This is a genomic window from Pelagibacterium nitratireducens (genome assembly GCF_037044555.1).
GTDB lineage: Bacteria > Pseudomonadota > Alphaproteobacteria > Rhizobiales > Devosiaceae > Pelagibacterium > Pelagibacterium nitratireducens.
The window spans coordinates 2,897,135-2,910,034 of the sequence record NZ_CP146275.1; the positions used below are offsets into that span (position 1 = coordinate 2,897,135).

At 60.2% G+C, this 12,900-nt stretch carries 13 protein-coding genes; 6 read left to right on the forward strand and 7 right to left on the reverse strand.

The features are described 5' to 3' along the window. Positions 1 to 15: 15 nt before the first annotated feature. The 4 genes from V6617_RS14300 to V6617_RS14315 form a co-directional block, all read right to left on the reverse strand. Positions 16 to 1,095: an Mrp/NBP35 family ATP-binding protein gene (locus tag V6617_RS14300; RefSeq protein ID WP_338607632.1), complete on the reverse strand. Its 1,080-nt coding sequence runs from the start codon at positions 1,093 to 1,095 to the stop codon at positions 16 to 18. A gap of 7 nt (positions 1,096 to 1,102) precedes the next feature. Continuing rightward, on the reverse strand, positions 1,103 to 1,759 hold the full coding sequence (gene fsa, locus V6617_RS14305; RefSeq protein ID WP_338607633.1) for a fructose-6-phosphate aldolase: 657 nt from the start codon (positions 1,757 to 1,759) through the stop codon (positions 1,103 to 1,105). An 82-nt stretch (positions 1,760 to 1,841) separates the two neighbouring features. Next, positions 1,842 to 3,026: an amino acid aminotransferase gene (locus V6617_RS14310; RefSeq protein ID WP_338607634.1), complete on the reverse strand. Its 1,185-nt coding sequence runs from the start codon at positions 3,024 to 3,026 to the stop codon at positions 1,842 to 1,844. A 134-nt stretch (positions 3,027 to 3,160) separates the two neighbouring features. Next, complete coding sequence (locus V6617_RS14315) at positions 3,161 to 3,790, reverse strand: class I SAM-dependent methyltransferase (protein WP_338607635.1); 630 nt, start codon at positions 3,788 to 3,790, stop codon at positions 3,161 to 3,163. A gap of 119 nt (positions 3,791 to 3,909) precedes the next feature. Here V6617_RS14315 and V6617_RS14320 point away from each other — a divergent pair, with 119 nt between their 5' ends. Both V6617_RS14320 and V6617_RS14325 read left to right on the forward strand, forming a co-directional pair. Continuing rightward, positions 3,910 to 5,079, forward strand: a complete 1,170-nt coding sequence (locus tag V6617_RS14320) for a M20 aminoacylase family protein (RefSeq protein ID WP_338607636.1) — start codon at positions 3,910 to 3,912, stop codon at positions 5,077 to 5,079. A 10-nt stretch (positions 5,080 to 5,089) separates the two neighbouring features. After that, complete coding sequence (locus V6617_RS14325) at positions 5,090 to 6,130, forward strand: AbrB family transcriptional regulator (RefSeq protein ID WP_338607637.1); 1,041 nt, start codon at positions 5,090 to 5,092, stop codon at positions 6,128 to 6,130. 27 nt (positions 6,131 to 6,157) lie between these two features. Here the strand turns inward: V6617_RS14325 and V6617_RS14330 are convergent, their stop codons facing one another. Next, on the reverse strand, positions 6,158 to 7,810 hold the full coding sequence (locus V6617_RS14330) for an alpha-glucosidase (RefSeq protein WP_338607638.1): 1,653 nt from the start codon (positions 7,808 to 7,810) through the stop codon (positions 6,158 to 6,160). A 105-nt stretch (positions 7,811 to 7,915) separates the two neighbouring features. Here V6617_RS14330 and V6617_RS14335 point away from each other — a divergent pair, with 105 nt between their 5' ends. Beyond that, complete coding sequence (locus tag V6617_RS14335; RefSeq protein WP_338607639.1) at positions 7,916 to 8,266, forward strand: cupin domain-containing protein; 351 nt, start codon at positions 7,916 to 7,918, stop codon at positions 8,264 to 8,266. 20 nt (positions 8,267 to 8,286) lie between these two features. Here V6617_RS14335 and V6617_RS14340 read toward each other — a convergent pair whose 3' ends face one another. Then, positions 8,287 to 8,463, reverse strand: coding sequence for a YegP family protein (locus V6617_RS14340; protein WP_338607640.1), 177 nt, complete (start codon positions 8,461 to 8,463; stop codon positions 8,287 to 8,289). A gap of 227 nt (positions 8,464 to 8,690) precedes the next feature. Here V6617_RS14340 and V6617_RS14345 point away from each other — a divergent pair, with 227 nt between their 5' ends. From V6617_RS14345 to V6617_RS14355, 3 genes are read left to right on the forward strand one after another with little or no spacing between them, the layout of a single operon-like run. Further along, positions 8,691 to 10,112, forward strand: a complete 1,422-nt coding sequence (locus V6617_RS14345; RefSeq protein WP_338607641.1) for a circularly permuted type 2 ATP-grasp protein — start codon at positions 8,691 to 8,693, stop codon at positions 10,110 to 10,112. Beyond that, positions 10,109 to 11,056, forward strand: a complete 948-nt coding sequence (locus V6617_RS14350) for an alpha-E domain-containing protein (protein WP_338607642.1) — start codon at positions 10,109 to 10,111, stop codon at positions 11,054 to 11,056. Before V6617_RS14345 ends, V6617_RS14350 begins: the two co-directional genes overlap by 4 nt. 13 nt (positions 11,057 to 11,069) lie before the next feature. After that, on the forward strand, positions 11,070 to 11,882 hold the full coding sequence (locus V6617_RS14355; RefSeq protein WP_338607643.1) for a transglutaminase family protein: 813 nt from the start codon (positions 11,070 to 11,072) through the stop codon (positions 11,880 to 11,882). Here the strand turns inward: V6617_RS14355 and V6617_RS14360 are convergent. Next, positions 11,862 to 12,797 carry an AEC family transporter gene (locus V6617_RS14360; RefSeq protein WP_338607644.1) on the reverse strand — a complete coding sequence of 312 codons (936 nt, stop codon included), beginning with the start codon at positions 12,795 to 12,797 and terminating at the stop codon, positions 11,862 to 11,864. The genes V6617_RS14355 and V6617_RS14360 overlap by 21 nt on opposite strands. Between the last annotated feature and the right edge of the window lie 103 nt (positions 12,798 to 12,900).

A 12,900-nucleotide genomic window follows, 5' to 3' on the forward strand; every position in this document is an offset into this window, starting at 1 on the left:
CCGAGACAATCGATGTCAGCCTATTTTTGCTCTCGATAAAGTCGCGGCAAGCCGCTCGGCAATGGCGAGGAACGCCTGCGCGTCGGGACCGTCTCCAGAGGACACGGCGGGTTTTCCGGCATCGGCGCCCTCGCGGATCGACATGACCAGGGGGATTTCACCGAGGAACGGGATGCCCATGTCCCCTGCTGCGGCTTTTGCACCGCCATGGCCGAAAATGTCGTAGCGGTTGCCGGTATCGGGCGCGATGAAATAGCTCATGTTTTCGACAATGCCGAGCACGGGGACGTTGGTCCTGGCGAGCATGTCGATGGCCTTTTTCGCATCGATCAGCGCCAGATCCTGTGGCGTTGAAATGATCACCGCGCCGGCCAGTTCGACCTGTTGAACGAGTGAAATCTGGATGTCGCCGGTTCCGGGAGGCAGATCGACGACAAGAACGTCGAGCTGGCCCCAATCGGTCTCACGTAGCAATTGGCGGAGCGCCGACGTTGCCATGGGGCCGCGCCAGACTACCGCTTGCGTACCGGTGAGCATGGGACCGATGGACATGGCTTTGAGGCCATAAACTTCAAACGGCTTGAAAATGCCGTCGTCGCGGACAGCGGGCTTGCCTTCGATACCGAGCAATTTTGGCAGGGACGGACCGTAAAGATCGGCGTCGAGAATACCCACCTTGAGGCCCTGCCGGACAAGGCCCAGAGCGATATTGACCGCACATGTGGACTTACCGACACCGCCCTTGCCCGAGCCAACGGCAACGATGTGTTTGATGCCGGGAACGGCGGATTTGGGGGGCGGGCCGGGGCGCGGTGCAGCGCCTTTTGGCGCGGCCTGGGCCGGAGCCTTGTCGCCGGTTAGCGAGACCATGACCTTGCGGCCCTCGGCAGCCTGGTGGGCGGCCTGTTCGGCTGCCGTGCGAGCCGGGGCAAAGGCCGTTTCCATGCCCGGCGACACGGAGATGGCAAACGCCACTGCGCCCTTGGTAACGATGATGTCGGACAGACCGGGGAATTCGGCAAGCGAAGACCCGCCGGGCACTTCTATGGTGCCCAGCGCGTCCTGGATTTTCTTGCGGACATCATCCTCGGTCAAGTCGGGCTCAAATGATCGACTGGCCCGTGGACTTCCAATCCTTGACGAAAGCGTCGAGGCCCTTGTCGGTCAAGGGATGATCGGCAAGCTTTTTGAGCACGCCCGGCGGAATGGTCGCCACATCGGAACCGGCCAGAGCGGCGTCGGAAACGTGGTTGGGCGAGCGGATCGAGGCGGCCAGGATCTGGGTGTCGAAACCGTAATTGTCGTAGATCACCCGGATATCGGCGATGAGCTGCATGCCATCGAGATTGATGTCATCGAGACGGCCCAGGAACGGCGAGATGTAGGTGGCGCCGACCTTGGCGGCCAGAAGGGCCTGATTGGCCGAAAAGCACAGCGTGACATTGGTCTTGATGCCGCGGTCGGACAGAGTCTTGCAGGCCTTCAGTCCGGCCAGAGTGAGCGGAACCTTGATGACGACGTTGTCGGCGATCTTGCTCAGCACATCGGCCTCGGCCATCATGCCGTCATAGTCCGTGGCGGCAACTTCTGCGGAAACCGGCAGGCCCGGCAACAGATCGCAGATTTCCTTGACCACTTCCTTGAAATCGCGGCCCGACTTGGCCACCAGCGACGGGTTGGTGGTGACGCCGTCGAGCAGGCCTGCATCATGCAGTTCCCGGATTTCGCTTATGTCGGCGGTGTCGACGAAAAACTTCATTTTCTCCCCCTTGGGATAATACTTTGGTCTAATGACCAAGGTGTAGCATGGAATGGCTGTGCCGCAATAATGGCGTCAGGTTTTATCGGGTTGCGCCAACGATGGCATCGGCCAGGCGCTGGATGCGTTCGTCAGCCAGGCCGGCGATGTTTATGCGGCTGTCATCCAACATATAGACAGCATTTTCGGCTTTTAAATGGTCGACGGTCTCAACTTTGAGCCCCAAAAGCGAAAACATGCCACGATGCTCGGCAACGAAATCGAAGTCCGAGCTGTTGGAGCGCGACCGGATCGCATCGGCCAGTGCCTGGCGGTTGGCGATCATGCGGTTGCGCATAGCCTCAAGCTCGGCCTTCCACTCGGCCCGCAATTCCGCATCGTCGAGAATGATACGCACGATCTCCGCGCCGTGATCGGGCGGCTGGGAATAGGCGCCGCGAATGACGTTGAGCATCTGTGAATTGGCAATGTCGGCCTGAGCCGCGTCCTTGCCCACCACGATAGCGCAGCCGACACGCTCGCGATAGATGCCGAAATTTTTCGAGCAGCTCGTTGCGCAGACAAATTCGTCGATTTCGGCCGCCAACGCGCGCAGACCGTACGCGTCTTCGTCCAATCCGTCGCCGAACCCCTGATAGGCCATGTCGACGAGCGGGAAGGCTCCGGTACGCTTGAGAGATGCAATGACCTTGTGCCACTGGTCGTGGTCGAGATTGGCGCCCGTGGGATTGTGGCAGCAGCCATGGAGCAGGACGATATCGTTCTTGCCCAGGCTATCGAGTTTGGAGAGCATATCGGCGAACCGGACCTTGCCGGTTTCCGGGTCGAAATAGGGGTAGGCCTCGACCTTGAAGCCAGCCTGTTCGGCCATGGGCTTGTGGTTGGGCCATGAGGGATCGGAAATCCAAACGGTCGCGTCGGGGTTGGCGCGCTTCAAAAGCGTCAGCAGCACCCAAAGGGCACCGGTGCCGCCCGGCGCCTGTGCGGCGCGAACACGGTCGTCGGGTACCGCGCCATCGAGCGCGAGATTGACCATGGCCCTGGCAAAACCCTTGTTGCCGGCCACCCCGATATAGGACTTGGTTTTCGAGGTGGAAACGATCCGCTGCTCGGCTTTTCTGACGGCGCTCATGATGGGCGTGTTGCCCTCGTCGTCCTTATAGACGCCGATGCCGAGGTCGATCTTGCCGGGCCGGTCGTCGGCGGCAATTTCGGCCATCAGTGCAAAAATCTTGTCCTGGGGTGCCTTGGAAAGGGTCTCGAACATTCTCGCTCTCGAGCTTGGATAGGGAAACGGCGCGCGGCCTTTATAGTTTCCCCCGGCGCTAATGCAATGGCCGGGGGTAACCAAGTGGGGGAATGGTTTTGCGAAATATGACCAGGGCCGGGATTGGCATTCGGTCAGAGCGGGGGAGAGGACGGAACCGTTACAAAGACATCGTAACGCGTGGTCTTGCCCGCTATCTGATGGCTGGGCTTGCGCAGACCCTCTATCGATGCGGCGCGTTGGGGCCATTTGAGGACGACGCGATGTGTTGTGGCAGCAAGCGCTGCTTCCATAAGTTCGCGCGCATCGGGATCGGCGCCGACAACGTCACGAAGATCGCGCATCTGCTTTTTGACCAGCGCTGATTTGGTACGCTCGGGGTGCATGGGATCGACCAACACAACTTCGGGCGCAAGCGTTTGCAGAAGGTCGCGGGAATCGCCGTAGAGCAGCGTCATGCGCGCAATGATGGCGGCGAGGTCTTCGCTGTGGTCGCAGGCGGCGTTCATGGCGCGATCGAGGGCGGCGTGGACCTGGGGGTTGCGCTCAATGAGGGTGACCTGGGCACCAAGCGAAGCGAGGAAAAACGCGTCGCGCCCCATGCCGGCGGTCGCGTCCACGATGGTTGGCAGCGCCCCTTTTGCCATGCCGCAGGCCCGCGGCAGGGGTTGCCCCCTGCCCTCGCCACTGCGCAGACGGAAACCGACGGCGCCGCCGACAAAGTCGATCACTATTGGCGATGAGGCAGGATCAACGTCTGGCATCTCGAGGTCCAATTCTGTAAAGGGGGATAGCCTCCTGCCCCGCCAGAGACAAGAGACGTTGACGCCGCGTGCCGCGGCGCAGACAGTAGACGCTTCACATATCGCCTCCAGGTTTTCCCATGCCCATCATCAATCGTGTTGCCGAGTTCCACGCCGATATTGCCGCGTGGCGCCAGCACATCCATGCCAACCCCGAGCTTCTCTACGATGTCCATGAGACGGCCGCTTTCGTGGTCGAGCAACTCAAGAGCTTCGGCGTGGATGAGGTGGTGACGGGAATCGGGCGGACCGGGGTGGTCGGCGTTATTCGCGGCAAGGGCGATTCGGATCGCGTCGTGGGGTTGCGGGCCGATATGGACGCCCTGCCGATCACCGAGCGGACCGGCAAGCCCTATGCCTCGGGCAACAGCGGCAAGATGCATGCCTGCGGCCATGACGGGCACACGGCCATGTTGCTGGGCGCGGCGCGGTATCTTGCCGAAACGCGCAATTTCGATGGCACCGTCATCGTCATCTTCCAGCCGGCCGAAGAAGGCGGCGGCGGCGGGCGCGTCATGGTGGAAGACGGGCTGATGGAGCGTTTCGGCATTTCCCAGGTCTTCGGCATGCACAATATGCCGGGCATTCCGCTGGGCGAATTTGCCATACGGACCGGCGGGATCATGGCTGGAACCGACCAGTTCGCGATCGATGTCGAAGGCCATGGCGGGCACGCGGCCATGCCGCACCTGGCCGTCGATCCGGTGATCGTTTCCGCTCACATCATTTCGGGACTGCAGACGCTGGTGTCACGCTCGATCGATCCGATCCGCTCAGCGGTTCTTTCGGTGACGACCGTCAACGCCGGCACGGCCTACAACGTCATTCCGCGCACCGCGCGGCTGACCGGCACCGTCCGGACGCTGGACGAGGATGTGCGCACGCAGATGGAAGAAGGCATCAAACGGCTGGCGCCCCAGCTTGCGCAGGCGTTCGGCGCGAACGCAACGGTGACCTGGATGCGGGGGTATCCGGTTACGGTCAATGCGCCCGAGCAGACGGATTTCGCCGCCGAAGTGGCACGGGAAATCGTCGGGGAAGATCGGGTGAACGATGCCGTCGATCCGACCATGGGGGGCGAGGATTTCGCTTATATGCTCAATGCGCGGCCGGGGTCTTATATCTTTCTCGGCAATGGCGACAGCGCGGATTTGCACACCGACACCTATGATTTCAACGATGAAGCCATTGATCTGGGCGTGAGCTATTGGGTGCGGCTGGCGGAGAGGGCGCTGGCGGCGCAGCAGTAGGAGCGCGCCGATGCACTGGGCGCTGCGAACCGGTCTTACCCTCATCATAGCCGCCATCGGCTCTTTTGCGATCAGTACGCTGGGAATTCCGGGCGGAATGCTGATGGGTGGGGCGCTGACGGTTTCCGTTGCCGCCCTGTCGGGCTTTCCGGCAACCATGCCCAACGGCCTGCGCAATGTGCTTTTCGTATGCGTCGGGCTGTCGATGGGGGCCAATGTGGCGCCCGACACGCTGCAACTGATCGGCCAATGGCCGATTACGCTCGGAGCGCTGGCGCTCGAACTGGTGGTTATCGTTCTGGTGTGCGGGATCGTATTGCGCAGGCTGTTCAAGTTCGACACGGGAACCGCCTATCTTTCCTCGTTTCCCGGCCATCTGTCTTTCATCATGGCGCTGGCTTCGACGGGTGTCGGCAACCCAAGGCAGATCGTTATCATCCAGGTGCAAAGGGTGATGTTCTTGACCCTTTTCGCGCCGATCGGAGCGCTGTTCCTGCCGGTTGGCCACTACTCGGGCGCGAGCACCGAGCTGATCGACATGACGACGCTGGCCATGGTTGCAGCGGGGTGCGCGTTCGTGGGCTGGGTATTCACGCGCCTCAAGATGCCTGCGGGCTATGTGCTGGGGTCGATGGCCTGTGCGACGGCCATGAAGCTGACCGGCTTTTTCGACGGCGCACTGCCGCCGATTCTTGTCGATTTGACGTTTGTGGGCATGGGTGCCTTGATCGGGTCGCGCTTTGCGGGGATGACCCGTGCCGAATTCATGCAGGCCGCGTTCGGCGGCACGGTGTCCACGGCGATCACCGTGGCAATAACGACCGCGTTCGCGCTTGGCGTCAGTTTTTTCGTTTCCATGCCCATCGGCCAAATCTGGCTCGGGCTGTCACCGGGAGGGCTGGAATCGATGGGCGCGCTGGGCATCGCGCTCGGGTATGACACGGCATTCATTGCCGCCCATCACGTGGCCCGGCTGCTGATGCTGACCATTGCCATTCCGCTGGTGGTCGTGCTGGTCAAAGGGCGAGAGGCATCGGCCCTTCGACCATAGGCATTCGGGCGTTCAGCCGCCTCCCCTTCAGGCTTTGGACAGAGTCAGCGAGATGGCGGCCGGATCGAAACCGGCCCCGCATTCGATAAAGGCGAAACCATTGCCCTCAAGCTTGAGCGTCTTTCCCTCGAACGTGGCACCGTTCGAGAGGCCGGCCATGGTGGCCAGATTGGGCAGTCCCTTGATCGACAGCGTGTGTGGCAGGGCCGAAAGATTGAAGACGCAGACCAGTGCATCCTGGCCGCTCTGTCGCGAAAAGCCGAGGATGGGGTCCTTGACGTCGTAAAAGGTGATCTCGCCGTCGATGAGCGCGGGGTTGTCCTTACGGTATTTCAGAATGGCGCGGTAATAGTGCAGCAGCGACGCCGGGTCGGCTTCGAGCGCGGCAACGTTGCGCTTGAAATGCGGGGCCTTGACCGGCAGCCAGGGTTTGACTTCGGAAAACCCGGCATTGGGTTCGTCGGTCCACGGCATGGGGGTCCGGCAGCCGTCACGGCCCTTGTTGTCCGGCCAGAAGCGCAGGCCCGGCGGATCGGTCAGCTCGGAATATTCCAGTTCGGCCTCGGGCAGCCCGAGTTCTTCGCCCTGATAGATACAGACCGAGCCCTTGAGCGACAGCAAAAGGGCGGCAGACAACCGCCCGAGTGAACCGGGGGTGACCGCATGGGCTTCCCAGCGGCTGATGTGCCGGTTCACGTCGTGGTTGGAAAAACTCCAGCACGGCCAGCCGTCAGGCGCGCCCTTGAAGAATTTTTCGACCCGTGAGCGGAAATGGCGCGGCGTGAACGTTGGGCCGAGCATGTCGAACGAGTAGCACATGTGCAAAAGGTCGTCGCCGGCGGTATAGGCCGCCATGATCTCGATAGCCCGGTGAGCCTCGCCCACCTCCCCGACCGTCGTCGTGCCGGGGAATTCGTCGAGCAAGGCCCGAACGCGCTTGAGAAAGCCTATATTTTCCGGCCGGTTCTTGGAGAATTTATGGAACTGCATGCCGTAGGGATCGGCTTCGAGCGGGGTTTCCTTTTCCCGGGGCGCAGGCGGGTTGGACCGCAGTTTCCTGTCGTGGAAATAGTAGTTCACCGTGTCGAAGCGGAAGCCGTCGACACCGCGCTCGAGCCAGAAGCGCATGGCGGCGAGCACCGCGTCCTGCACGTCGGGGTTGTGGAAATTGAGGTCGGGCTGGGCGATGAGGAAATTGTGCAGGTAGTACTGCTTGCGCGTGCCGTTCCATTCCCAGGCCGGTCCACCGAACACCGAGGGCCAGTTGTTGGGCGGGGTGCCGTCTTCATCGGGATCGACCCAGACGTACCAGTCCGAGCGCGGATTGGTGCGCGAGGATTTGGATTCGATGAACCATGGATGCTTGTCTGAAGTGTGGCTCATCACCTGATCGATCACCACCTTGAGGCCAAGTTCATGGGCCTTTTCGATCAGCGCGTCGAAATCGGCCAGAGAGCCGAAAAGCGGATCGATGTCGGTGTAGTTGGAAACGTCGTAACCCATATCGGCCATGGGCGATGTGAAGATCGGGGACAGCCAGATCGCATCCACGCCGAGCGAAGCGACATGCTCGAGCCTGTCGAGAATACCGCGAAGGTCGCCGACCCCATCGCCATTGCTGTCCTGAAAGGAGCGCGGGTAAATCTGGTAGATCACCCCGCCGCGCCACCACTCACTCATATGATATTCTCCGTATCAATCATTAAGGCCGTCGGTTTCCGGCAACGGGCGACGTCCTTGAAAAGTTGCACCGCGCGGCGGTGCACAAACAAGGAGAGTTTAAGCATGCCTCATATTCTCAGAGCGGCGGACCGTCCCGAGGGGGCGACCAGAACGATCAAGTTCGAGGGTGGCGATTATGGAACCGACATTTCGTTTTTTGCAGTGGTCGCGGAACCGGGCAAGCGGGTGGGACTGCATATTCACCCCTATTCCGAGACCTGGATGGTGCAGGAAGGCACCGTGCGCTTTGCTGCGGGAAACCAGACCGTTGAGGCCGGACCCGGCGACATCATGGTGGTCGAACCCGAGACACCGCACGGGTTCGAAAATATCGGCGATAGTGTGCTCAAGATGATGTGCATCCACGATGGAGCACGCATCACCCAGACTTTTCTCGATCCGGACGATGCCTGACCGGACCAGTTCAAGCGTGGTCAGGTCTGGTCGTCGAGACCGGCATCGGGGGCATTCTTGCGGATGGATTCAATGGCACTCTGGGCCGAGGCCTTTGCCTTGTATCCCTCGGATGCAAACATGACCTCCCCATTGGACGCACGAAAGCGGAACCTGAATTCCCCACCCTTGTCCTTGTAAACTTCGAACTTGTACATCTTGTGCTCCCTCGATGGCTGGCGGCGCGACATATAAAGACTTCGCCGCGTCTTTTGCCTACCAGCCTACAATTGCCCAAAACAATTAGACAGGCAAGACGTGGGACATCTGCCCCTACCCTCTATTATTGCCGCTTCTCACGGGAGCGCTGGACGACGCAAAATAAATATGCACCAATGGGATATGCGTCGGGAAGGCGCACACTGTCATCGCACAAAGAAGGCGTATGAGCGAAGCAAAGTATTTTGACGAAATGCTCAATGCGGATGGCTCGATCCGCGAACCTTACCGCATATTGGGTGAGTGGCTGGACGGCCAGCCCAAACAAGCGCTCAAGCAATTATCGCAGGATGCGGAGACCATTTTCCGCCGGCTGGGCATTACTTTTGCGGTCTATGGTTCAAACGAGTCGACCGAGCGGCTGATTCCGTTCGATGTGATTCCCAGGGTGATTGCAGCGCAGGAATGGCGCCGGCTGGAAAAGGGAATCGAGCAGCGCGTCAAGGCGCTGAACATGTTCCTGTGGGACCTCTATCACAACCAGGACATCATCCGGGCCGGGCGTGTTCCCGAAAAGCTGATCATCCAGAATGAGGCCTTCTGCCCGCAGATGATGGGCCTCAACCCGCCCAAGGGGATCTATTCCCATATCATCGGCGTCGACATCGTGCGGACCGGACCTGACGATTTTTATGTGCTCGAGGACAATCTGCGCACGCCTTCAGGGGTTTCCTACATGCTGGAAGACCGCGAGGCGATGATGCATCTGGTCCCCGATCTCTTCCATAAGCTCAAGGTCGCGCCGGTCGAGACCTATCCGGAAAACCTTCGCCGCACCATGGAAAGCGTTGCTCCGGACAATTGTTCGGGCAATCCCAACCTCGTGGTCCTGACGCCGGGAATCTACAATTCTGCCTATTTCGAACATTCGTTCCTGGCCGACCAGATGGGCGCCACCCTGTGCGAAGGGCAGGACCTGTTTGTCGACGGAGGCAAGGTCTATATGCGGACCACACTCGGACCGCAGCGGGTCGATGTGATCTACCGGCGTATCGATGACGATTATGTCGACCCCCTGACTTTCAGGGCCGATTCCATGCTCGGCGTGCCGGGGCTGTTCGATGCTTATAGAGCTGGCAATGTGACGCTGATCAATGCTCCGGGCACAGGCATTGCCGACGACAAGGCGGTCTATACCTACGTCCCCGAGATCATCGAATTCTATCTTGGCGAAAAGCCGATCCTCAAGAATGTGCCCACCTACAACTGCACCAATGATGGCGAGCGGGCCTATGTGCTTGAGAATCTCGAGCATCTAGTGGTCAAGGAAGTGCATGGCTCGGGCGGATACGGCATGCTTGTCGGCCCGGCATCGACGAAAAAGCAGCGGGCCGAATTTTCCGAAAAGATCAAGGCACGGCCGGACAATTACATCGTCCAGCCAACCCTGGCGCTTTCGACCTGCCCAACCTTTGTGAGCAAGGGCATTGCGCCCCGTCATGTCGATCTGCGCCCTTACGTGCTAGTGGGCGACAAGATCAGGATTACGCCCGGCGGGCTGACGCGCGTTGCTCTCAAGCAAGGGTCTCTGGTGGTCAACTCCTCGCAGGGGGGTGGCACCAAGGACACCTGGGTGCTCGAAGAATGATGCTGGGCCGTTCTGCTGCAAATCTGTTCTGGATGTCACGCTATGTGGAGCGGGCCGAAAACATGGCCCGGCTGCTTGAAGTCGGCTACCGCATGAGTCTGACCGAACGGAGTGAAGACGGCTCGAGCGAATATCTGCTCTCCATGCTTCAGGCCGCAGAGGCCGAAGAGGCCTTCAAGGAAAAGCACGAGACCGTCGATATAGCCAGCGTCGCCCATTTCATGCTGTTTGATACCGACAATCCCTCGTCGGTGAAATCGTGCCTGTTCAACGCGCGAACCAACGCCAAGTCGGTGCGCACCGAAATCACCACCGACATGTGGGAGAGCCTTAACGGCACCTGGCTGGAATTTTCGCAGGTCCAGCCCCGTTATGTGCTCGGCAACAAGCTTCCCAGTTTCCTGCAATCGGTCAAGCAGGGTTCAAACCAGTTTCGGGGCGCCCTTCTGGGCACCCTGATGCGCACCGACGGCTTTGCCTTTGCGCAGACGGGCGGTTTTATCGAGCGGGCCGACAACACGGCGCGAATTCTGGACGTCAAATATTACGTTCTGTTGCCACGCTCTTCGATGGTGGGTGGCGACGTTGATATCCAGCAATGGACGATGATCCTGCGCGCGGCTTCGGCCCATCGCGCTTATCGCCATATCTATCACGACCGCTACAAGGCCTGGAATATTTCCGATTTCCTAATTTTCCGGAAGGAGATGCCCCGGTCCCTTGCCTTTTGCTGCACCTCGGTGACGGCCATGCTGGGCATGCTCGAGCAGATTTACGGGGAGCCGTCGGGCTGTCACGACGAGGCGATCAAGATGGCGCAGTTCCTGACAGCGGGGGACATGAGCAAGGTTTTCGACCAGGGGTTGCACGAATATCTGACCGGCTTCATGGCGGCCAACAACCAGCTCACCAACGCGATTTCGGAGAGTTATAATTTCTACTGAGACGAGCGGACCCATGCGCATATCGATACGCCACGAATTTCGCTTTGCAACCAGCGAGGCTCTGCCGCACGCCGTTCAACATCTGCTTTTGACGCCCATCGAGACCGCCTCGCAATCGGTTGTCGAGTGGTCCATCAAAATGGACGGGATCGACGCATCCGCAAGCTTTACCGATGCGTTCGGCAACACTGCCCATCTTGTCAGCCAGCATCGCCCCGAAAAAGACCTCTTCATCTCGGTTTCCGGTGTTGTGGAGACCAGCGACACCCATGGGATGATCGGGCGGGTGGCCGGTGGCCCGAATTTGGCGCTGTTCAAGCGCTTCACGGCCCAGACACGACCCAATGGCAATTTGGTCAACCGGATGAAAGCGCATGCCAAGGCCGGCATGAGCCGGGTCGAACTGTTGCACTGGCTGATGAACCGGTTGCATGAAGCCCGCGAGACGGCGCCTGAGGACGATGAGGATGCGCCCGAGATCGTGGCCGAAGACCATGCGCATGTGTTCGTTGCCGCCGCACGCGGCATGGACATTCCCGCGCGGTTCGTGACCGGCTATGTTTTGGGCGAAGATGACGAGCCGGCGCGGCTGCACGCCTGGGCCGAAGCCTGGGATGACGGGCTGGGCTGGATCGGGTTCGACCCTTCGGTCGATTTGTGCCCGACCGCTGGATATGTGAGGATTGCCTGCGGGCTCGATGCGGAAACGACGGCGCCAGTCAGGCTGGCACCGGAGCTGGAGCGGCAGGCCGAGGATACGATCCGGGTGGCCCAGGTCATGATGAACCAGCAGCAGCAACAGCAGTCAGGCGCCCAGGAGCAATAGCCAGCCGGTGATTGTGAAGACCGAAAGGACGGTCGAGAGCAGGATCGTATTGGCGGCAACGTCCATGGCGCGATTGTAATAGGTCGCGAAGATATAGACGTTGATGCCGGCGGGCATGGCGGCGAGCAGAACCCCATAGCGGGCGATGTGCGGGTCAACACCGAGGATCGGCACCATGACGATCCACGCGATGGCCGGGTGAACCACCAGCTGCATCGAGGTGGTCATCAAGGCCTGGGTCCATGTTTCCCCGAGCTTATATTCATTGAGGGCGCCGCCGAGACCGAACAGGGCGACCGGCATGACCGTTCCGGCCAGCAAAAGCGTGACGTCATCGGCGACCCCGGACAATTGGAGCCCGAAAAGATTGGCTAGAAGCCCCAGCGCAATGCCGATCAAAATGGGGTTGGCCAATGACTTCCTGAGGCCCTGGAACAGTGCCGTGGAAACCTTGCCGCCGTCGCGGCGCGCCAGTTCCATGACGAACATGCCAATGGTCATCAGCATCGGCGCATGCAGCCCGATGATGGAATAGACGATCGGCATCGCCTCTTCGCCATAGGCACGCTGCATGATCGGAATGCCGACCAGAACGGTGTTGGTAAACATCGCCGAAAACCCAACGGCAACCGCTTCGCCGGGTCGGCGCCTGAACACTCTGGCCGCGCCGATAGCGCCCAGCGCGAGTACCGATATCGCCCCAATATAGAAGGGCCCGATGATCGCGGGATTGAACGCCGTGGAAAAATCGACGTCGATCATCGCCCTGAACAACAGACAAGGTGTGGCGAAATTGTTGACATAGGCGATGAGCCCGCCAACGCCGGCGCGCGGATAGAATTTAACCCTCACGGCGAGGTATCCGAGCCCGATCAGGATGAAGACCGGGGCGATGACGTTAAGAACGGAAAGCATGCGGAAGGCTTTGGCAAGGCTGGACAAAACTAAAAGACATGGAATGGTCCGGCGCGTCAATCTTTACGCCGTGGGCGGTTTAAGGCACGGTCTGGGCAATCGA

Coding starts and splice junctions, on each gene's coding strand:
- V6617_RS14325 (WP_338607637.1), top strand. CDS start 5,090: ATGCACTGGGCGCTGCGAACCGGTCTTACCCTCATCATAGCCGCCATC.
- V6617_RS14310 (WP_338607634.1), bottom strand. CDS start 3,026: ATGTTCGAGACCCTTTCCAAGGCACCCCAGGACAAGATTTTTGCACTG.
- V6617_RS14340 (WP_338607640.1), bottom strand. CDS start 8,463: ATGTACAAGTTCGAAGTTTACAAGGACAAGGGTGGGGAATTCAGGTTC.
- V6617_RS14330 (WP_338607638.1), bottom strand. CDS start 7,810: ATGAGTGAGTGGTGGCGCGGCGGGGTGATCTACCAGATTTACCCGCGC.
- V6617_RS14355 (WP_338607643.1), top strand. CDS start 11,070: ATGCGCATATCGATACGCCACGAATTTCGCTTTGCAACCAGCGAGGCT.
- V6617_RS14345 (WP_338607641.1), top strand. CDS start 8,691: ATGAGCGAAGCAAAGTATTTTGACGAAATGCTCAATGCGGATGGCTCG.
- V6617_RS14320 (WP_338607636.1), top strand. CDS start 3,910: ATGCCCATCATCAATCGTGTTGCCGAGTTCCACGCCGATATTGCCGCG.
- V6617_RS14360 (WP_338607644.1), bottom strand. CDS start 12,797: ATGCTTTCCGTTCTTAACGTCATCGCCCCGGTCTTCATCCTGATCGGG.
- fsa (WP_338607633.1), bottom strand. CDS start 1,759: ATGAAGTTTTTCGTCGACACCGCCGACATAAGCGAAATCCGGGAACTG.
- V6617_RS14335 (WP_338607639.1), top strand. CDS start 7,916: ATGCCTCATATTCTCAGAGCGGCGGACCGTCCCGAGGGGGCGACCAGA.
- V6617_RS14350 (WP_338607642.1), top strand. CDS start 10,109: ATGATGCTGGGCCGTTCTGCTGCAAATCTGTTCTGGATGTCACGCTAT.
- V6617_RS14315 (WP_338607635.1), bottom strand. CDS start 3,790: ATGCCAGACGTTGATCCTGCCTCATCGCCAATAGTGATCGACTTTGTC.